22 protein-coding genes and 2 pseudogenes are annotated in these 17,686 nt (G+C 38.4%); 15 read left to right on the forward strand and 9 right to left on the reverse strand.

Translation table 11 applies throughout. From position 1 onward, the window contains the following. The first annotated feature begins 388 nt into the window (after nucleotides 1–388). Nucleotides 389–790 (forward strand): DUF4304 domain-containing protein, encoded by a 402-nt coding sequence (locus AC6HZ4_RS07045; protein WP_497494274.1) that lies wholly within the window; start codon nucleotides 389–391, stop codon nucleotides 788–790. Nucleotides 791–984: 194 nt separating this feature from the next. On the opposite strand, the gene AC6HZ4_RS07050 is transcribed toward AC6HZ4_RS07045, so the two are convergent. From AC6HZ4_RS07050 to AC6HZ4_RS07060, 3 genes are all read right to left on the reverse strand, one after another. Next, nucleotides 985–1,257 (reverse strand): hypothetical protein, encoded by a 273-nt coding sequence (locus AC6HZ4_RS07050; protein ID WP_497494275.1) that lies wholly within the window; start codon nucleotides 1,255–1,257, stop codon nucleotides 985–987. A gap of 167 nt (nucleotides 1,258–1,424) precedes the next feature. Beyond that, nucleotides 1,425–1,820: a hypothetical protein gene (locus AC6HZ4_RS07055; protein WP_497494276.1), complete on the reverse strand. Its 396-nt coding sequence runs from the start codon at nucleotides 1,818–1,820 to the stop codon at nucleotides 1,425–1,427. Between the two features lie 491 nt (nucleotides 1,821–2,311). Beyond that, nucleotides 2,312–2,878 (reverse strand): DUF6241 domain-containing protein, encoded by a 567-nt coding sequence (locus AC6HZ4_RS07060; RefSeq protein ID WP_497494277.1) that lies wholly within the window; start codon nucleotides 2,876–2,878, stop codon nucleotides 2,312–2,314. 193 nt (nucleotides 2,879–3,071) lie between these two features. Between AC6HZ4_RS07060 and AC6HZ4_RS07065 the strand changes: the two genes are divergently transcribed. The 4 genes and pseudogenes from AC6HZ4_RS07065 to AC6HZ4_RS07080 form a co-directional block, all read left to right on the forward strand. After that, nucleotides 3,072–3,242, forward strand: a complete 171-nt coding sequence (locus AC6HZ4_RS07065) for a hypothetical protein (RefSeq protein WP_497494278.1) — start codon at nucleotides 3,072–3,074, stop codon at nucleotides 3,240–3,242. Nucleotides 3,243–3,347: 105 nt separating this feature from the next. Further along, the gene (locus tag AC6HZ4_RS07070; RefSeq protein ID WP_497494279.1) at nucleotides 3,348–3,644 is read left to right on the forward strand and encodes a transposase; all 297 of its coding nucleotides are present in this window, start codon (nucleotides 3,348–3,350) and stop codon (nucleotides 3,642–3,644) included. Continuing rightward, a pseudogene (locus tag AC6HZ4_RS07075) lies at nucleotides 3,641–4,409 on the forward strand (IS3 family transposase). The gene AC6HZ4_RS07070 and the pseudogene AC6HZ4_RS07075 overlap by 4 nt, the downstream one beginning before the upstream one ends. Continuing rightward, a pseudogene (locus AC6HZ4_RS07080) lies at nucleotides 4,364–4,510 on the forward strand (IS3 family transposase); the annotation flags it as partial. The pseudogenes AC6HZ4_RS07075 and AC6HZ4_RS07080, both read left to right, overlap by 46 nt. Nucleotides 4,511–4,680: 170 nt before the next feature. Here AC6HZ4_RS07080 and AC6HZ4_RS07085 read toward each other — a convergent pair. From AC6HZ4_RS07085 to AC6HZ4_RS07095, 3 genes are all read right to left on the reverse strand, one after another. Continuing rightward, nucleotides 4,681–5,127: a hypothetical protein gene (locus tag AC6HZ4_RS07085; protein ID WP_497494280.1), complete on the reverse strand. Its 447-nt coding sequence runs from the start codon at nucleotides 5,125–5,127 to the stop codon at nucleotides 4,681–4,683. A gap of 108 nt (nucleotides 5,128–5,235) precedes the next feature. Next, a complete protein-coding gene (locus tag AC6HZ4_RS07090; RefSeq protein WP_497494281.1) occupies nucleotides 5,236–5,415 on the reverse strand; it encodes a DUF4083 family protein in 180 nt (59 codons plus the stop codon). A 166-nt stretch (nucleotides 5,416–5,581) separates the two neighbouring features. After that, on the reverse strand, nucleotides 5,582–5,788 hold the full coding sequence (locus AC6HZ4_RS07095; protein ID WP_497494282.1) for a hypothetical protein: 207 nt from the start codon (nucleotides 5,786–5,788) through the stop codon (nucleotides 5,582–5,584). 456 nt (nucleotides 5,789–6,244) lie between these two features. On the opposite strand from AC6HZ4_RS07095, the gene AC6HZ4_RS07100 reads away from it, so the two are divergent. The 5 genes from AC6HZ4_RS07100 (at nucleotide 6,245) to AC6HZ4_RS07120 (ending at nucleotide 10,058) form a co-directional block, all read left to right on the forward strand. Beyond that, complete coding sequence (locus AC6HZ4_RS07100; protein WP_497495628.1) at nucleotides 6,245–7,117, forward strand: alpha/beta hydrolase; 873 nt, start codon at nucleotides 6,245–6,247, stop codon at nucleotides 7,115–7,117. Nucleotides 7,118–7,347: 230 nt separating this feature from the next. Continuing rightward, complete coding sequence (locus AC6HZ4_RS07105) at nucleotides 7,348–7,581, forward strand: hypothetical protein (RefSeq protein WP_497494283.1); 234 nt, start codon at nucleotides 7,348–7,350, stop codon at nucleotides 7,579–7,581. A gap of 265 nt (nucleotides 7,582–7,846) precedes the next feature. Beyond that, nucleotides 7,847–8,149 carry a serine hydrolase domain-containing protein gene (locus AC6HZ4_RS07110; protein ID WP_497494284.1) on the forward strand — a complete coding sequence of 101 codons (303 nt, stop codon included), beginning with the start codon at nucleotides 7,847–7,849 and terminating at the stop codon, nucleotides 8,147–8,149. Continuing rightward, nucleotides 8,136–8,327, forward strand: a complete 192-nt coding sequence (locus AC6HZ4_RS07115; protein WP_497495629.1) for a serine hydrolase — start codon at nucleotides 8,136–8,138, stop codon at nucleotides 8,325–8,327. The genes AC6HZ4_RS07110 and AC6HZ4_RS07115 overlap by 14 nt, the downstream gene beginning before the upstream one ends. A 285-nt stretch (nucleotides 8,328–8,612) precedes the next feature. Further along, nucleotides 8,613–10,058, forward strand: a complete 1,446-nt coding sequence (locus AC6HZ4_RS07120) for an alpha/beta hydrolase family protein (protein WP_497494285.1) — start codon at nucleotides 8,613–8,615, stop codon at nucleotides 10,056–10,058. A gap of 204 nt (nucleotides 10,059–10,262) precedes the next feature. Here AC6HZ4_RS07120 and AC6HZ4_RS07125 read toward each other — a convergent pair whose 3' ends face one another. The 3 genes from AC6HZ4_RS07125 to AC6HZ4_RS07135 form a co-directional block, all read right to left on the reverse strand. Further along, the gene (locus AC6HZ4_RS07125; RefSeq protein ID WP_497494286.1) at nucleotides 10,263–10,649 is read right to left on the reverse strand and encodes a hypothetical protein; all 387 of its coding nucleotides are present in this window, start codon (nucleotides 10,647–10,649) and stop codon (nucleotides 10,263–10,265) included. 1,226 nt (nucleotides 10,650–11,875) lie between these two features. Continuing rightward, on the reverse strand, nucleotides 11,876–12,007 hold the full coding sequence (locus AC6HZ4_RS07130; RefSeq protein ID WP_497494287.1) for a hypothetical protein: 132 nt from the start codon (nucleotides 12,005–12,007) through the stop codon (nucleotides 11,876–11,878). Nucleotides 12,008–12,051: 44 nt separating this feature from the next. Further along, nucleotides 12,052–12,237 (reverse strand): hypothetical protein, encoded by a 186-nt coding sequence (locus AC6HZ4_RS07135; protein WP_497494288.1) that lies wholly within the window; start codon nucleotides 12,235–12,237, stop codon nucleotides 12,052–12,054. A gap of 245 nt (nucleotides 12,238–12,482) precedes the next feature. Between AC6HZ4_RS07135 and AC6HZ4_RS07140 the strand changes: the two genes are divergently transcribed. The 5 genes from AC6HZ4_RS07140 (at nucleotide 12,483) to AC6HZ4_RS07160 (ending at nucleotide 17,666) form a co-directional block, all read left to right on the forward strand. Continuing rightward, complete coding sequence (locus AC6HZ4_RS07140) at nucleotides 12,483–12,884, forward strand: BlaI/MecI/CopY family transcriptional regulator (RefSeq protein ID WP_497494290.1); 402 nt, start codon at nucleotides 12,483–12,485, stop codon at nucleotides 12,882–12,884. A gap of 2 nt (nucleotides 12,885–12,886) precedes the next feature. After that, nucleotides 12,887–15,076, forward strand: coding sequence for a M56 family metallopeptidase (locus AC6HZ4_RS07145; protein WP_497494291.1), 2,190 nt, complete (start codon nucleotides 12,887–12,889; stop codon nucleotides 15,074–15,076). Nucleotides 15,077–15,439: 363 nt separating this feature from the next. Next, nucleotides 15,440–15,973, forward strand: coding sequence for a sigma-70 family RNA polymerase sigma factor (locus AC6HZ4_RS07150; RefSeq protein ID WP_497494292.1), 534 nt, complete (start codon nucleotides 15,440–15,442; stop codon nucleotides 15,971–15,973). A 3-nt stretch (nucleotides 15,974–15,976) separates the two neighbouring features. Continuing rightward, nucleotides 15,977–16,402: a PadR family transcriptional regulator gene (locus tag AC6HZ4_RS07155; protein ID WP_497494293.1), complete on the forward strand. Its 426-nt coding sequence runs from the start codon at nucleotides 15,977–15,979 to the stop codon at nucleotides 16,400–16,402. After that, complete coding sequence (locus tag AC6HZ4_RS07160; RefSeq protein ID WP_497494294.1) at nucleotides 16,389–17,666, forward strand: FtsW/RodA/SpoVE family cell cycle protein; 1,278 nt, start codon at nucleotides 16,389–16,391, stop codon at nucleotides 17,664–17,666. The genes AC6HZ4_RS07155 and AC6HZ4_RS07160 overlap by 14 nt, the downstream gene beginning before the upstream one ends. Nucleotides 17,667–17,686: the final 20 nt, after the last annotated feature.

Raw genomic sequence — 17,686 nt, forward strand, 5'->3', positions numbered from 1 at the left:
CTAGCACTTATTTCAGGAATTATCGGTCGAAGTACAAAAGTAGAACATAAAATTTCACATTACATAGGACAAGTCGGATTTTATGGAGCATTAGTCCTAGCCATTTTGTACTTCGAGCCTATGTATCTCGTAGTAAAAACACAAGTATTCACATCATAAAAGTACTGTTAACTTTCGAGAACGGGAATTATGTGAACAGGAAATCCCGCCAGATCAACTCAACTGAAGGGGTTTTAGTAGTCTCCTAAATATATTGACTCCCGATAATGTGGGATTATGTCTACCTGACATGTATAGGATATACATGTTCTCTGTTCAACTAAAAAGTAGCTTGGTTCAATAAATAGGGGAGAACATAATAATATAAACATTAAAGAGGGTGAAAAAGGTGTCATCCGAAAAAAATAATATGGTTTCCACACTGGAAAAACTGGTAGTGCCTGTACTTAGAGAAAGGGGCTTTAAAGGTTCGTTCCCTCATTTTCGCAGAATTTGTGATAACAAAATAGATTTAATGACCTTTCAATTTGACAGATATGGCGGGGGTTTTGTAATTGAAGTTGGGATTTGTTCTCCAGAAGGAGTTTTTCATTACTGGGGAGAGAAAGTTCCCCCAAATAAAGTCACAGCACACGACTTACATCCTAATAGTAGGTTGAGGTTAAAAGGAAATGATGGTGAATGGTTTAGGTATGACGTAGAAAACGTATCAAAAGACATTTACGAAAATGTTGCTGATGAAGTGTTGAATCAACTATACAAGGCTGAAGAACATTGGAAAAATAGCTAAATGAACAACAGGTGTTAAAATTAAATCGACCAAATACATTTACTTCCGCTTTCGAATGTTATGTCGACTGACAGCCCTAAAAGGTCTGAACCCTTCAGGATTCTGAAGGGTTTTTTATTATGTATTACTTTGATCGCTAAACCGAATCTTTTATTGTTTGAGTAAAGTCTTTTTAGGGTTCTGTTCTAACGCAATTATTTGGTTGTTGACTCAAAATGAGCGGCAATAGTTAAAGCATCTTGGAACGCAGCACGCGTATCTATTGCATACATAACATTTCCTTTTTGCCAATATACACGATTTGTTTTCAGTCTAGTATCCACTTCAACTACTGCGTATTCATCTGGAGCAGGTAACGGTTCTTTTTCTAATTGATTCAAGATTAACTTTGCTATCGATGTACTTTCTTTTTGGTCCGACGATGAAGTTTTAATAAAGAAAGCCCAATGCTTTTTCACAAAGGTCAAATACATCGTTCCCGCTGCACCATCAAAAATCCCTGTAACTTTATGACCTAAATCGACTGCATTAGGAGCTTTTTTGTTCGGTGTATACTTGTCATAATCAGGGCTTAATGCAAACGCTGCAAGTAAATCATCTCCAGCTTCAGCCTTCGTGTTATACTGTTTAACAATTAAACTTGCAACCGGCGTAGCTTGATCGGAATCCAGTAGTGCGGCGTCATCGACAGGCAGCGAGGTATCACTTTCGAAAAAGCTAACAGTATAATGCGTATTCTGGCCTTCTGTAGTTGCTGATAAAACCTTTTTTTGCTAGACAGTGGCATTACAGTTGGCAAAAATACATTCATGTTCGTTTTTGTAGCTAAAGCCGTTTTAATGTCTGCAAACACATCCTTTTGCGCTGATGTAAGTGAGTCATATTGCTTTTCCTTTTTTTCAGAAGTTTTGTCTTCCCCCATTTGATTCTTAGACGTAGGATTTGCAACTTCTTTGTGATCACACGCACCTAACAAAAGAAGAAAGATGCACATACATGTAGACAAGATTTTCAAAATTTCTACCTCCATTTTTACATAGCACCTGAGTAATTCATTTAATAGAACACCTTATTATCCCTATTTTCAACCGAATAATGAGATATTAAGATCCAATCGTATAATAAAATTACCTGCAATGGGATATTATGTAAATTTCGTTTTATAAAAATAATGGATTCGTAGATAGGAAAGGAAGAAAGATGAAATTGATGATTCAGTAAATTCCTTTTATCCAATGGCTTTTAATACCAGATAAACTATATATACTTACTTCTGTTTTCACTGATTATCTGAACACAAATACCTTTCAGATCGATCACTTATCTGGAGGGTATTTTTATAGGCTTCTAGATACATTGAATTCCGGAATAAATAATTATGTTAAACCTGACATGAATAGAGAATAATTGTGCAAGACCTTCGCAGTAGTATTTTAATTTCCTTGTAACAGTTTCAACCGTATCTTTATGAGTATTCTCTGAAATGTAATAAGTAATTTTTATGTCTAGTCACTTCCTTAACTATTTCCCAAAGTTATTAACTATAAACTCTTTTTCCTCTCTTGTTGTTAATCTCCCTGTGGCTTCTCCAGTTTTTCCACCTTGAATGGTCCAGAGGTCATTATGATCATCGACAATTTTACTGAAATCACTCTTTTTCCATCTTGTCAGAATCTCTAATAGTTTAGCTTTATGTGTAAAATCACTATCTTTTACAATACTATAAACAGTATCCACATGAGTTGAAGTCATTTCAATAGCCCCCTTTTTCCCCTCTGCTTGGACCTTTTGGTGGGTCATCTCATGCATATCCTGAATTACTGCAGCTTCATCAGAACCTTTATTGATAGTTAAGCCATTTTTAGCTCCATCTACTTTAACAGTTTGTTCTGGACGATACAGTTTGTACCCATGTTCTTGTTCTACCTCATCCAGAACCTCAGTCTCCTCCTTAGGTTTATTTGGTTTTGCTTTCGACTCATTATGTATTTCTTTTTGATTTCCATTGGTGTCTATAATGAAGTAGGTACTAATGGAAAGCAAAGCTATACCTACTACAATTGAAAGACCGAATATTAGTTTTTTCATAGTTGAACTCCCTTAACTGTTAATTTATAACTATGTTAACATTATAATCCAAATTATTATTCATGTATAAGACAAAAGTGACTTCCGATAATAAGGTACTATGTCTACCTGACATGAATATCCTATACATCCGATTTTTATAGCAAATCGCCTTTTCTGAATGGTACAATCGAGAAGAGGGGAGTGGAAGCGTATGACAGCATTTACATCGATTACGGTACTTATATATCTTGTTCTTATCATTTACGGTATTGCAATCATATTTCAAGTAGCAAAGTATCTGAAAGTGCGGACACAGGATATGGAAGAGAAAAAGAGACGAGGAATTGTTGGCAGAAGTGAAGGCGCTACGCAGTTTGATTGAGCGTATGAAATAACAAGAATCCCTCTCCAGAACTGATATGATCCCCTTATAGTAGACAGAAAAAAGGAAGCCCCTTAATCTATCTACTATGGAGGGGATTTTCTTATGGGAGAAATCAGAAGAACATATGATCAAGCATTTAAGAAAAAAGCGGTAGATTTATATTTCCAAGAAGGAATGGGATACAAAACGGTTGCCAAGGAATTAGGCATTGATTCTAAAACGGTCCGGCTTTGGGTGAAACACTTTGAAGCCGAAGGAATGAAGGGTCTTGAGGAAAAACGTGGGAAGACAAAAGGGACTGGTCAAGGGAGACCTAGAATTCTACCAGAGGATCCAGAGACTCAAATAAAACGATTGGAAGCAGAAAATGCATTACTAAAAAAGCTCTTAGGGAAGTGAAAGGGAGATTGGAAGTAATATCAGCAAGGGAGAAATATGCAGTCATTCAGGGGGTGGCACATCAGTACCCAATCCAACTCCTCTGTGACCTAGCGCAAGTCTCCCGGAGTGGATACTATAAGTGGCTTCAACGACAAACACACCTATCCCCGAAGCAAATGGAGGATCAGAACATACAGGAAAGAATTAAGGAATACCATACAAAACTGAAGGGGATTTATGGCTATCGGAGGGTTATGGTTTGGTTGAGACGTATGCACGGCTTACAGTTAAACCATAAGCGTGTACAACGACTCATGCGTGAGATGGGAATTCGTGCCGTTATTCGGAAGAAACGCCCATACTATGGCAAAAAAGAAGTATATGTCATTTCGCAAAATCACTTGAATCGAGATTTTCAAGCATCAAAACCAAATGAAAAATGGGTTACAGACATCACTTATCTCATATTTCGTGGACAAAGGCTGTACCTGTCTGCCATTAAGGACCTGTATAACAATGAAATTGTTGCGTATCAGATCAGTCGAAGAAATGATTTAAAGCACTCTCAAAAAGGCACGGAAAAAACGGAATGTACAAGGTGTTCTTTTACATAGCGACCAAGGGTTTCAGTACACATCCCGTCAATATAATCACGCCCTCAAGGCGTATAAGATGAAAGCCAGTATGTCCCGAAAGGGTAACTGTTGGGATAATGCAAGTATGGAAAACTCTTTAAATCAGAGTGCTTTCGCCTTCACTCCTTCCGGACAGCTGATGAGGTGAAAACTGCCGTACAACGGTATATCCGTTTTTATAACCACCAACGATTTCAGAAAAAATTAAACAACCTGAGTCCATACGAATATAGAACTCAGGCTGCTTAGGGTTGCCTTTTTATCGCTGTCTACTTGACAGGGGTCTCTTCAGATTACCCGAGGGTTTTCTATATGTCTATCTTAAGGGGTGCATATCAGCTTAACTGAAGGACTTTTTTATTTATACAATTAGCGATATAGGAAGTTGAAACAAATCGTAACAGTACATCCTTTTGACTTTACTGTGTATATACTCCCTCTATGTACCAAACGCCTTCCTCACGTTTTAAACCTACAAATATTGGGAATTTCAGAGAGATGTAAGCTTTATTAGTGTCATCTTCATTTTCTTGGACGGAAGAAGTTTTTGCTTCTTCAAACATCTTGTAATAACTTTTGAGTAAATTAGGAGTTACTTTTTCCGGATCAAATGCTGTATTGATTGTACCATCACCATTTACATCACAAAAGAGGGAACTAACAGTCCAATCTTCTTTCTTAATTGAATGCAAAAATAGTTTTACGACCGATTCCGCTTCTATCCCTTGAAGAAACTGCATATCGCCTGTTGTTTTTAAAGTTTGATACAATTTTTCTTCAGAAGAAGAAAGTCCTTTTAAATAAAATGAATAGATGAAGAAGTAGAAAAAACTTGTAAGTGCAATAACAATGATTGCTACTCTCATTCCGATCTTTAAAAGTGAATGTCGGGAGACCCTTTGGGATACCTCGTAAAACATATAAATTTCTACTCGTAATAAAACAGCAAACCTCTCCCCGTTCTGGAGAGAGGATTATCCTTTTTGTTGTTTCTCTAACAGTTCAATTACTCTGTCCAACTTTTTCTCAATTTGTGTGTTATTCTTTGTATTTGTTTTCGTAAGTACAGCCTTTAGGAGGAAAAACAAACCACCTACAAATGTACTGAGAAAAATGAAGAGGATTGATTGATAAATAATTGTTCCCCAAGACATGTTAGTACCATCCTTTTTCTTTAAATTATACCATTAGGATAGTACGGTTATAGGAAATTTTTTCCTGTATACCGTATTCATGTTCAGTTAACATAATCCCTAATTATCGGCATTCAATGTATCTAGAAGTCTATAAAAAATCCCTCCAACCAAGCTGAAGGGCTGGCTACTTAGATCCCCATAGTAATTCTACGCTTGAAGATGTATATAATTCAATGGATGTTACAGAACCAAAACGACGATGAAGTTCCTGTTTAACTTTGTCTATAGCAAAGAATTCAGAAGAGGCATACACTGTAATACATTCGCCTACAACTCGATTTCCAATGTTCATTGTGTATTCAACTTGATAGGGAGAAATCATTTGTTTCATCCTTCCCTCTGCTTGTATTTGCTACAGCATATGAAGGGGAAGTTTGAGGTATTTCACGAGCCGATGTGGCTTTGAAAGAAAGTTGCACCGTTTTAAAAAAGTTTGATCAAAACTCCGTATGAAATGCAGAATTTTTCTTGTTCAGCAATCGGGCCAGATTGTTGGATAACATTTTCAAATGCCTGCGTTAGATTAATGCAGGTCCTGAGTTAAGAAAGGTTCCAGAATAAATTTAAGCTATATTTAAACCATTCTTAAGTCAGATTTAAGGAAAGGGCTATAAAATGTTAAGTAGTTATGGAAAAGAGAGAACAGTATATCTGATATAACTACTTATTATAGAAAGAAGTGAAAATAGTGAGAACGTGGAAAAAGTTTAGATTTTGGATTTTTATTAGAAATATTTTATTGATTGTTACAGCGATATTTTTTATTTGGATAATATTTAATCAGATTATGATTGCATATGAACGGAATAAATATCCTCCGTTAGGTCAATTAGTTGAAGTGAACGGTAAGAAAATGCATGTATATACAAAGGGTGAAGGTGAAAACACTATTGTCTTATTAAGTGGTGCTGGTACAGCAGCGCCTGCATTGGATTATGTACCTTTAATGAATGAAATGGCAAAGAATAATAGAGTAGTAGTGGTAGAGACATTTGGATATGGCTGGAGTGATACCACAAATAAGGAACGAACAGTTGAAAACATCGTAGAGGAAATAAGAGATGCACTTAATAAAGCAAATATAGAAGGGCCATACATATTAATGCCCCATTCCGTTTCTGGCATTTACAGTATGTATTATGCCAATAAATACCCTGATGAAATTAAAGCAATTATAGGTATTGATTGCACTTTGCCTCAAGTAGTGGGGTATTTTAACGAATCTGCTCCAAATATGCCCCGATACTTGAGCGTTTTAGCCCCGACTGGAATAGCAAGACTGGCAGTATATATGAATCCAGAGGAGTATCTTCCCAATACGGATAAAGGGACTTATTCTGATGATAATTTAAAGATGACCAAGATCATTTCTGCCTGGAATCTAGGTAACAAGAATATAGTTGCTGAAGTTAATGAGATGAATCATAATATTGATAAAACGATTGATATGTCATTTCCTCCAGAGATTCCTGTCATGATATTTAGTAAAAAAGATGATAAAGTGACGGAAGATGGAAAAACAATTGTATCTTTTTATCAAACGCAAATAAGCCATTTACCTATTAATAAGCTCGTTGTATTAGAAGGACATCATTATCTACATTGGTCTCGTTATAAGGAAATAAGCGAAACCGTTAATGATTTTATAGATACATTTTAATGAATAGATCACTTAAATATTTTAAATATATTCTTCAACAATCGGGCGCGATTCTACAGCAAGAATTGTGCTCTTTCTTTATGTTAAGAGTTATATAGTTGAATAAAGGAAGGAATCTATAATGGTAAGTCGAATGGCTTTAAGAGGAATTTTTGTTCTACCGGGTGGGAGAAATCTAATCATTTTTCAGGGGTATTGTTCTTTTATTAGACAGTTTTGGAGGGAATGAAATGAACCATCCGTTAGATACATCAGTAAAGAATATGGTAAAGGAAGCATTCGAAGGATCGCCCATTCCAATAAAAGAGAGTTGGTTCACAAATACTGAACCGAATTCAGGAATTTTCGGTGCACTGGAAGGGATATTTGCCGACGAAGCTTCTATATCGATACATAGAACGACATTGGCCGCGCATGCTGATCACGTCCGCTATCATATGTGGGGCACCAACGTGCTATACTAAAGCTATCATAAACATTGCTGCATTTATGTCCATCAGTTGCACCGTCCTTATGAGAGGCTTAACCGTCCACCCTGCTATGCAATTGTAAATTTATCATAGCAAAGCATATTTATAATTTCTACGGATTTATTTTTTTCGCTGATGTTTATAGGGCAATCATTTCGACTTTAGGTCCAGCTGCAAACCAGTCCCCAGCCCTATTCTTTAAGATCAATTTAACCTTATAATTGGTAATGGCAAAAGATTACAAATTAGGAGGTTAAGCATGTTAAAGCGAATTGGGCTGTTATTTTTTTGTTTATTGGTAGTAATCCCTGACCATACATTTGCAAGTACCGAAAAAAGGTTGAGTGAATTTGTCGATACGTATTTTGAAAGGAAAATGAAAGAAGATCACGTGCCGGGCGCAGTAATATCCATCGTTAAAGATGGGAAAATTCAGTTGTTAAAAGGGTATGGCTTTGCCGATCTTGAAAAGAAAACTCCGGTCGATCCGAATCAAACGGTTTTTCGCGTTGGTTCGTTGGCAAAGTTGTTTACCGCTACTTCCAATGATGCAGCTTTATGAACGTGGACTGCTAGATTTGAACAAGGATATTAAGGAATACATTCCAGAGCTTAAGCTGGAATACATCAATCATCTTCCTGTTACCTCTCACCATTTGCTTACCCATACTGCTGGTTTCCGTTCTGTTTATCGTCTATTTTCTTTTTATCATTTCGACTCCGGAGCTGTTTATAAATGAGATTCCAATCTGGTCTTATCTGTTGCTTTCTTTGCCGGTTATTACTCTTTCGCCTCTATGCATACGGCTAGTAACTAGAACTATGAAAAAGCAGAAATCAACAATTCGTTTCTATCTCTTTAGTTTCATAACTTTACTGTTCAACGTTTATTTATTTTTTTTGCATTTCTTTAATCTTTGAATTTACAACTTTTTCAAGTTTTTGTCATTGAGAATCCATATTTCGTTAGCAAACTGAATTTAATATGAAACAAGATAGATATATAAGGAAGGTGGTCCAACCAGATGAGAACCTTTGAAATGATATTGCTGGGATTCAATGGACTAACACTCGTCATCCTTTTATTACAAAGAAAAAACAAGCTGCTCCTTGCATTTAGCGGAACGGCATTGCTTTTCCTCGTTTTACAGCTTACGGTTGAGCACTACCGCTGGCAAATGATACCCGCCTATGCGTTAACGATTTTTTTGTTCATTTGGATGATCAAGATATTTCGCAGTCACTTAACACGGTTGCGCCATCCGGTTATTGCTGCGGCTTTAGGAGCATTTTTCATGGTGATCGCTGTTGGGCTTCCAGTGATGTTGCCTGTTTTTGAATTAGCAAAGCCAAACGGACCTTACGCAATTGGAACGGCCACTTACCATTTCATCGATGAGAAAAGAGAGGAAACGCTGTCTGAAGATCCTTCCGACAAAAGACAGTTAATGGTGCAGATTTGGTATCCGGCAGAACCATCAGAGGATAAAAAAATTGCGTCGTACATTCCAGACCTGTCTAGTTTACAAACGGTCCTTCAACAAAAGTACGGGTTTCCTGGTTTTCTCCTTGACTATCTCAGCAGCGTAAACACACACGCCAGCATTAAAGCAAAGGTATCAGCTGATCGTCCGAAATATCCGCTGCTGTTGTTTGCACACGGTTTTCCAGGAACCAGATATACAAATACATCGCAAGCAGAGGAGCTTGCCAGCCAAGGTTATATTGTCGCTTGTATCGACTATGCTTATTACTCATTGGCGACAAAGTATCCTGATGGAAAGCTCGCTTTATTAACCAACAACCAGCCAGAAATGACAGATTGGGATGGTTGGGATCATATTGTCTCTGATATTTGGGTGCCAGATTCAATCTTTGTATTAGACCAAATGGAAAAGCTGAACACAAAGGATCCGAATGGTATTTTTGAAGGAAAAATTGATCTTTCCAACATAGGAATGTTCGGCCATTCATTTGGGGGAGCTGCTGCCGCGCAGACTTTACTGGCAGATTCGCGGTTCAAAGCAGGAATAAACATGGATGGAACTCTTTTTGGAGCAGGAAATTTATCTGGATTGAAACAGCCGTTTCTCATGATGAACGCGAAAACATCGGAAATCACCGGGGATGCAAAACCTTCTGAAGAAGAACTGAAGCAAATTGGAATGACTCGTGAGGAGTTCAACTTTTTCTTGAAAGAAATGCCGAAGCGTAAAAACAATCTGCTTAAAAACGGCGCTTACAATGTAATAATTGACAAGATCGACCATCTGAGTTTTACTGACCTGTACTTATTGTCACCAATTTTTTCATGGAATCAACAAATGTCACAACAGCGTGCGCATACAATTATCAATGACTATACGCTCGCTTTTTTCAACAAGCATTTAAAGGGAAAAAAGGACACCCTTTTTGACAAATCAACCTCACCTTATCAAGAAGTAAAGGTCACTTTGCCTAAAAACGAATGACGACCAATCTTATGAAAAGGTTCTTGTTTAACGGATGCTTACCTTTCAATAAGACAACCTAAATGATCTTCCACAATCGGGCGCTTTTCTTTAATAAAGGCGTCTTTTTTATGTTTATAAGTGTCAAAAGTTATAAGAAATGACACTAAAAAACAACCAAAAGGGCTGTCAGTTAACATAAAATTCGAACTCGGAAGTTACTCTTCACTTATTTTTCAAAGGAAACTGTTCGGTTTTTCCCTTCCACTTAACTGTGAGAACAAGTTCATCAGATTTCCTCGTGGCGTTGCTGACGATGACTTTGTTGGTCTTCTTGAAGGAGCCATCTTTATCTAAAGTAATAATTCCCATGCCCCATTCCCCGTTTGGAGCACTTACTTTAAACTCAAATTCGCCAACCGCTGTCTTGTCCTGCCCTTTATAGCGCAAGGTAATAGTTCTTTCCTCTTGCTTACTGTCAATTGACGTAATCGTTAGATCCGCTGTCCAGTTTTCTCCTTCGCCTGAAAAATCTAAAGGCGTTTTGTTCTGACAAGCTGAAAGAACAATCAAGGACAAGATACATAAGGTTAAGCACAGTCTATGCTTCATATGTTTCACTCCACTTTTTAAATATTTGTCCCATTCTAAACAAACAGCAAACCACTCCCGTTCAGAGAGAGGTATTACATGCTATTCCGAATGCAGTAAAACAAATAAAACGCCAAGACAAGAACAGTAATGCTACTCGATGCAATTTTGAAAGTTTTGGTTTCATATGTTTTATTCAACAAGAAGAAGAACAAAACGACCCAGACCCCATTAGAAAAGAATGATGTTAGTGCATTGAAAACAACTCGATACCAAAACATGGAGTCTTCCATTGGCTTCCCATCCCCATTTATTTTTCCTAATCGTACCACTTAAGAGGAACGATTTGTAAGGATTTTTGGATGTATATTCCATACATGCTAGGTTAACATAATCCGGCATTATTGGAAGGTCTTTGTTACGATATAGGTTAGAGAATTAGATTATATATTCGTTGGAAAGCAAAGGGTAAAGCTGACGTTATGGATAACCCTATTAAAATTGTAGATATCACTGAAGTTGTAAACCTACCGAAAGTTATTTCTTTTCTTTTGTAGGCAATGTTTAACACTCTAATAATGGAGTAGACAGTTATAAATACTATGATAGTCGAACAGATACTTGTTAAGATTACCTCCATTTGAAATTCCATTATGAACTACCCCTTTTACAATATATTGTCTTTTACAGCAAACCCCTCCCCGTTAGGAGAGGGGTTTCGCAACTCTTCTATTGTACCATTTGGAAGAAGTGATTTGTCACAAAAATTGGATGTATAGGATATTCATGTCAGGTTAACATAATCAATCATTACCGGCAGTGCCATACCCAGGGCATCCGCACCAACACTGGATTTCTCTCATTCTAGGACAGTAGCAAATATGCAGATTTTTTGGACATATTTTATTCATGGCAAAGATATAATGACAGGGAAATGGACAAGGACTCCCTTACTTGCAAGTTTGTTCATTTCTCCTTCTTGTTTTTTGCGCACCCCTCTGTTTTCAACGGCCCAGAGGGGTGTTCTTATTTGTCTTAAAACACAAATATTGGCCATTAATACATTTTAGTCAGAACCCTGATTTTCTTACGCTAAGTCGAAAACAAAATGTATGTTTTGTTTCCTATATACCGTATTCCGAGACTTGCCCTTGTTTAATGGCTTCAAGCACTTGTTTCAAATAATCCATTTCAGCAGTTATATCATCTATTTGTCGGTTTAACTGGCTTACTTTATCGAGAGTATGTTATGCATCCAATAAATTAATTTCTAACATCCGCCGGCTTGCTTCATTCTCAAGTTCTAATTTCTGCACAAATAACTTCTCGCGCTTTCTTATGACTTCATGTTGTATATTCTTAACATTGCTCCCTTTCATCCTATCACTACCTTTCTTAACAGATAAGCATATCATTATTTACGTCAGTTAATTTCGCTCAAGTTAATAATTTCAAGCTTCATGAATGGATAAGTACCTTTTAGTTGTTCAAGCGTGTTCTGGGCTTGCTGGCGTGTTTTAAATGTCTCTTCTTGCCCCTCTTTGCCAGTCTCGCAGCTTTCTAATAGAACTTCTTTCTCACGCCCTACTTCTCGGATTACGAAAGCCATGGGATCATCTCCTTTTCTTGTTAAATGTTGTAACGAAACATTTCGTATCTTTTGTTTCCTTCTATAACTCGAACTCTTCAATAATTGCAGTATCTTCTCACTGGTGACCTCTTTCAATTCGTACCGTTTAACAAATAAATAGCAGACAATATCCCATCTAATCCAAAATGTGGTTGACAACTAAAGATTACAAATGTAATATCTATTTTAAGATTACATTTGTAATATAAAGGGTGGGAATGTGTATGACAAAGGAAGTACCTAGAATATCTGAAGCTGAATTGGAGATTATGAAGGTTCTTTGGGCAAAATCTCCTCAAACGGCCAACGAAGTAATTCAAGAGTTGGAATCCACAGTAGACTGGAACCCGAAAACAATTCGAACGCTGATTAACAGATTGGTTCAAAAGGAAGCCGTTTCGTATCATCAGGATAAAGGGCGTATGTATGCTTATTATCCTTTGGTCTCACAAGATCATTACCTGCAAGTAGAAACAAAATCTTTACTCAAACGCTTCTATGGCGCAGCATTTAAACCGTTACTCGTGAATTTTTTAAAAGAAGAAAAATTATCTTCAGAGGACATCCATGAGCTCCGACGGATCCTTGATGAGAAGAGTGAAGAAAATCAGGAGAAGGAGAGGTAGTAATGATAGATCGGCTTGTAAACACCTATCTTCCTTCTGTATTTAATTGGGTCATAGAAACATCTGTGATGGCAAGTGTACTAGTTGGTCTCATTTTATGTATTAAAGTTCTACTGCGAAATAAGCTGACCCCAAGATGGCACTACCTATTATGGATGATTTTAATTGTAAGGCTGCTGCTGCCATGGTCACCAGATAGTTCTTATAGCATTTATTCGCTCCTTTCATATGGTTACAAAATGACCACTTTTGCTCAAAATCAACCTGTTGCTTCTTCAAAAATCGAATATGTGCATGAGACGAAAGGAATGCCTGACTCCAAGGTAACTACAGAGGAGACAAGCTTCATTGACGGTATCCCCAAAACAACGGAGAAAAGCACGGAAGAACCCCTTCATAATAAGGTGCAAAAAGATGCCCCTTTCTCTTTTTATACAATTGCTTCATACATTTGGCTAATAGGTGTTATCCTACTAGGTTTCACAACTTATCTGGTCAATAGACGACTATATCGTTACATACAACAACAACCCGCTATCACAGAAGAACGGGTTGTCGGAATCTTTGAGAAGTGTAAGGAATCTATGTGTATTCAGAGAAATATACCATTGCTGTTAGCAGGAAAAACTGCAAGTCCGACAGTCTTTGGATTCTTTCATCCGAGAGTATTGCTATCGAGTATGCATATTAGCCGGCTTGATGAACGGCAGCTCCAACATATTTTTTATCATGAATTAGCCCACATAAAGCGAAAAGACATTGGTGTTAATTGGCTCATGCATAGCTCGCTACTCATCAACTGGTTTAATCCGATTCTTTGGTATGCCTACTTCTGTATGCGAGAAGATCAGGAGATTGCATGTGATGCACTTGCCCTCACGTTTATGGAGAAGAAGGAACAAATCGCTTATGGACACACTATTATCAGTCTGTTAGAGCATTATTCCCATTCCTATCCAATACCAGGTTTAGCGAATTTAAGCAGGAACAAAAGGTCTTTAAAGAGGAGGATTCTGATGATTAAAAACTTCCAAAAGAAATCGTATCGTTGGTCAGCACTCGGTATAGGTGCTATGCTTGCTGTTTCTTCCCTCTCTTTGCTAAACGCACATGCAGATGGGGTGAAAAAACAGCAAAACTCAGTAAAAACAGAAGCTAAAAAGGAGAATACGAGATATACCCCACCCAAGCAGAAGGAATACTCTGGGGATATGACAAAAGAAGAGATCCTTACAAAAATGCTTAACACAGTTGATAATTTTGAAACTGCCAAGGGCGAATTTAAATTTCATTCTGCTACTACTCCAGAAGACACCTTAATTAACTATGAACTCAGTTTAAATCACAAAGCAGGCGGTTATAGTAAATCCATTCATGTGGTAAATGGGGCAGAAAAGGTAACATCTCACTATTATAATAATGGCACGATGTGGGATGTTGAGGAAGATACAAGCATGTACAGAGAAACAAAATATGAACAGGAAACATATTCACAACAAACCTTAACAATTGAGGATGCATTTTCAGTAGATAGTGATGGAATTAACGTAACAAAGTATCGGGAGAGACCTTTGATTGGAGAAGCACAAAGTTCATTATTTCCTTATGAAATTGCATGGAACTATACGAGAAACTTGAATTCCTGGGAGATTGAAAAGCAAAACGAACCACTGCTGGGGCATAATACGCTTGTCATCAAAGGGAAAATCAACAAACGGATCAACAAGTCCTTCCGATTTTGGGTTGATAAAGATACGGGAATTCTCGTAAAGTACGAAACGTATGATGCGGCTGGCAAGGTATCCGACTATTTATATCCGACGAGTTTAGAAATCAATGTTCCCATTGACAGCAAAAGATTTACACCGAATTTAACTGGATACAAAAAAGAAGAAATGTCTAGAAAGGATCAGCCTCATATAATGACTGGAAACATTGATAGTCTCGTTCCTAAAGCACTAAAAACGCAATGGGAGGAGGCGAAGAAAAAACCAGAGGAAACAACGGTTTTACAACACGACGGTAAATGGTATATTCAGGCCAAAAAGGGCTACTTGGTAAACTACATCCAAGTCAACGGGAAAGAGGGGACACTGCTCTTAGCTAAAGTATCGCCTCAAAAATCACAATTTATGTTCCAGGCTTTAGCAGAAGGATATAAGGTGGAAACCCTCAAGATTGTCTATGAATAAAATTTAAATTTTGACCAAAAATGTAACTTTCTTTTTTATTTGACATAATTTCTTTAAAATTAAATGTCATTGTCTAATAAAAGTAGGCTATCTGTTTGGATATCCTACTTTTCACACGTTCTGCCTACTTCTGTTTTTCGGGGTACCTCCACATCGTCATCAAGGTAAAGTAATTAAATACCCCATGCCCATCAAGCTAAAAACTCAAAACCACCCTAAAACGAAATTGTTGTAGAAGTTACTCGGTTCTATTGTTTTGCAGCACAGCAGTTTATTTCGTTAGGTTAATTGTTATATTTGCAAACACAAGGAAACCAAGCTCCTTCGTGAATCGTCTAACTATATGGAAAGGAGTTTGGAAGGATGGAAGAAGCTGTTGCAAATGTACTCATGTCCGATAACCATGAAGCTGTCATCAGTCAAGCTATGGAATTGCATGGACAAGCTCTACTGGAACTGGTGTACTCATATGTACAGAACCGGGAGCTTGCGGAGGATTTAACACAGGAGATCTTTATAAAATGCTACCAAAAGCTGCACCAGTATAATGGGAAAGCGAAATTTAAAACGTGGCTTTGGCAAATTGCCATTAACCATTGTAGAGATTACCTGAAAAGCTGGTATAACAGAAATATTGTTATATCAGAAGAGCATGCTGGCGCAGCTGCCAGTACGAGAGAAGCGGTAGAAAACGAGGTTGTCGCCAAAGACGAGCAGGAGCACCTCGCTCGGGCCGTCATGAGCTTGTCTGCTCCCTATAGGGAAGCCATTTATCTTCATTACTATGAGGAGCTCTCTATTAAGGAAATATCTTATGTGACAGGGTTAAATCAAAATACTGTGAAAACCCGGCTGAAACGGGCAAAGGTTCTATTAAAAGAAAGTCTGGAGGGCTGAGGTATGGAAGAGCGTCTCAAGCATTTGAAAAAAGCCATGAAGCAGCATGCATTCAATCAGATTACCTTCTCAGAACAGCAACGGAAACAGATTCAACAAAAAATAAACCGAATAAGCGAGAAGACAGAGAAAGACATACTAATTGCCATGCTGCAGCTGCTTACACAGGAGAAAACAGGGTTTGAGTTACATACACTTTTACGCGCCAGAGGTATTGCGGCGTTTGAAAATAATGAGGGCAGTCTGTATATGCTGCTGCATCATTTAGAGCAAAAAGGACAGTTGCAGGTCCGTTGGACAGAAACAGAAGGCAAATATTACTCTCTTACACGCAAAGGGAGCAAGCTGCTACAAACAGCTGAAAAAGCGAATGTCAGCGCTGCGCTGCAAAAACTACTGGAAGGGTGGTCGCTGCATGAACAGCTATAAGGACAGCTTTTTGACCACGGTGCTGCAGCATATTAAGTCCAAGGAGGCAAAGGACTTTGTCCGAATGGAACTGGTTCATCATTTGTCCCAATCCAAGTCGCAACTGCTGGCAAAAGGGATGTCGGAAGAAGAAGCAGAGGAGATGGCTGTCCGGCAAATGGGGAATCCCATTGAACTTGGCAAGCAGTTTAACAAGCTTCATCGGCCCAAGACAGACTGGATGCTGATTAGTTTGTGCATATTGGCGTTTGCAATGGGACTGCTGCCGCTTTTGAACACACAGGGGGTATATGCAGGTATAGACCTGGTTTCAAAGCGGATCCTACATGTCGCCCTTGCCTTGACTGTAGCTGTTGTAATGATGCTGGTGGACTATCGAAAGCTAGAGCGGCACAGCTGGTGGTTCCTCGGCATTGGACTAGGGATCCTTGTTGTGCTGGCCTATTTTCCTAACGCAATGATACGGGCACAGCCTTACATGGATATTCCTGGTGTTGGTGCTATCTCCAGCAATGCTGCCCTGCCCTTCCTTTGTCTATTTTGGGCATCCTATCTTGCCAAAAACAATACGAAGCTATGGGCTGTTGTTTCTATCTATTTGGTCACTGTGTATTACTATGTATCTCTGCCGAATCTGACAGCAGCTATGATTTACAGTGTCGTTGTGCTTATCATGTTCCTCGGCAGCAGCATGGAACGGAGGCTGATGTATCCAACAGTTGCTGCCGCCTGTGGACTGGGTATCATTGCCGCTTTTCTTTTTTGGCTGCGCAGCGCCCCTTATCAAAAAGAGCGCATCCTTGCCTTTTTGCATCCGGAAGCACATGCGCAAGAGGGCGGCTTTATGTACCTGAAAATTAAAGAATTAATGGCTGCAGGCGGCTGGTTCGGTACCTCTTCCTACTCCGAATATATACCGGCACCGACCGGGGAGCTTGTGTTGGTGAACATTGCCCACTACTATGGCTGGATTGTGACAGGCTTGCTGGTCACTGTGCTGATTCTTCTCCTGCTGCGGATGACAGCTGTGCTCCGGCAGACAAAAACAAGCTTTAGCAGACAGCTGCTGATTGGAGTTCTTACTCTGTTTGCTGTCCAGTATCTGTACAACATTGGCATGATCGCAGGATTTTTCCCGTTAACCTCTATAACCTTGCCGTTTGTCAGCTATGGTTTTACCTCTGCCATATTGGATGCTTTTCTGTTCGGTATCGTGCTGAGCGTTTGTCGCCGTAGACATCTTGTGCCGGTTACAAGCAAATAATGACAGCAGCCCTGCGCACA

The sequence above is a fragment of the Ectobacillus sp. OTK genome (assembly GCF_059698935.1).

Bases quoted from the DNA above. Each gene is read 5' to 3' on its own strand.
- AC6HZ4_RS07055 (WP_497494276.1), bottom strand. From the start codon at position 1,820: ATGGAGGTAGAAATTTTGAAAATCTTGTCTACATGTATGTGCATCTTT.
- AC6HZ4_RS07060 (WP_497494277.1), bottom strand. From the start codon at position 2,878: ATGAAAAAACTAATATTCGGTCTTTCAATTGTAGTAGGTATAGCTTTG.
- AC6HZ4_RS07065 (WP_497494278.1), top strand. From the start codon at position 3,072: ATGACAGCATTTACATCGATTACGGTACTTATATATCTTGTTCTTATC.
- AC6HZ4_RS07070 (WP_497494279.1), top strand. From the start codon at position 3,348: ATGGGAGAAATCAGAAGAACATATGATCAAGCATTTAAGAAAAAAGCG.
- AC6HZ4_RS07085 (WP_497494280.1), bottom strand. From the start codon at position 5,127: ATGAGAGTAGCAATCATTGTTATTGCACTTACAAGTTTTTTCTACTTC.
- AC6HZ4_RS07090 (WP_497494281.1), bottom strand. From the start codon at position 5,415: ATGTCTTGGGGAACAATTATTTATCAATCAATCCTCTTCATTTTTCTC.
- AC6HZ4_RS07095 (WP_497494282.1), bottom strand. From the start codon at position 5,788: ATGAAACAAATGATTTCTCCCTATCAAGTTGAATACACAATGAACATT.
- AC6HZ4_RS07100 (WP_497495628.1), top strand. From the start codon at position 6,245: ATGATTGCATATGAACGGAATAAATATCCTCCGTTAGGTCAATTAGTT.
- AC6HZ4_RS07105 (WP_497494283.1), top strand. From the start codon at position 7,348: ATGAACCATCCGTTAGATACATCAGTAAAGAATATGGTAAAGGAAGCA.
- AC6HZ4_RS07110 (WP_497494284.1), top strand. From the start codon at position 7,847: ATGTTAAAGCGAATTGGGCTGTTATTTTTTTGTTTATTGGTAGTAATC.
- AC6HZ4_RS07115 (WP_497495629.1), top strand. From the start codon at position 8,136: ATGCAGCTTTATGAACGTGGACTGCTAGATTTGAACAAGGATATTAAG.
- AC6HZ4_RS07120 (WP_497494285.1), top strand. From the start codon at position 8,613: ATGAGAACCTTTGAAATGATATTGCTGGGATTCAATGGACTAACACTC.
- AC6HZ4_RS07125 (WP_497494286.1), bottom strand. From the start codon at position 10,649: ATGAAGCATAGACTGTGCTTAACCTTATGTATCTTGTCCTTGATTGTT.
- AC6HZ4_RS07130 (WP_497494287.1), bottom strand. From the start codon at position 12,007: ATGAAAGGGAGCAATGTTAAGAATATACAACATGAAGTCATAAGAAAG.
- AC6HZ4_RS07135 (WP_497494288.1), bottom strand. From the start codon at position 12,237: ATGGCTTTCGTAATCCGAGAAGTAGGGCGTGAGAAAGAAGTTCTATTA.
- AC6HZ4_RS07140 (WP_497494290.1), top strand. From the start codon at position 12,483: ATGACAAAGGAAGTACCTAGAATATCTGAAGCTGAATTGGAGATTATG.
- AC6HZ4_RS07145 (WP_497494291.1), top strand. From the start codon at position 12,887: ATGATAGATCGGCTTGTAAACACCTATCTTCCTTCTGTATTTAATTGG.
- AC6HZ4_RS07150 (WP_497494292.1), top strand. From the start codon at position 15,440: ATGGAAGAAGCTGTTGCAAATGTACTCATGTCCGATAACCATGAAGCT.
- AC6HZ4_RS07155 (WP_497494293.1), top strand. From the start codon at position 15,977: ATGGAAGAGCGTCTCAAGCATTTGAAAAAAGCCATGAAGCAGCATGCA.
- AC6HZ4_RS07160 (WP_497494294.1), top strand. From the start codon at position 16,389: ATGAACAGCTATAAGGACAGCTTTTTGACCACGGTGCTGCAGCATATT.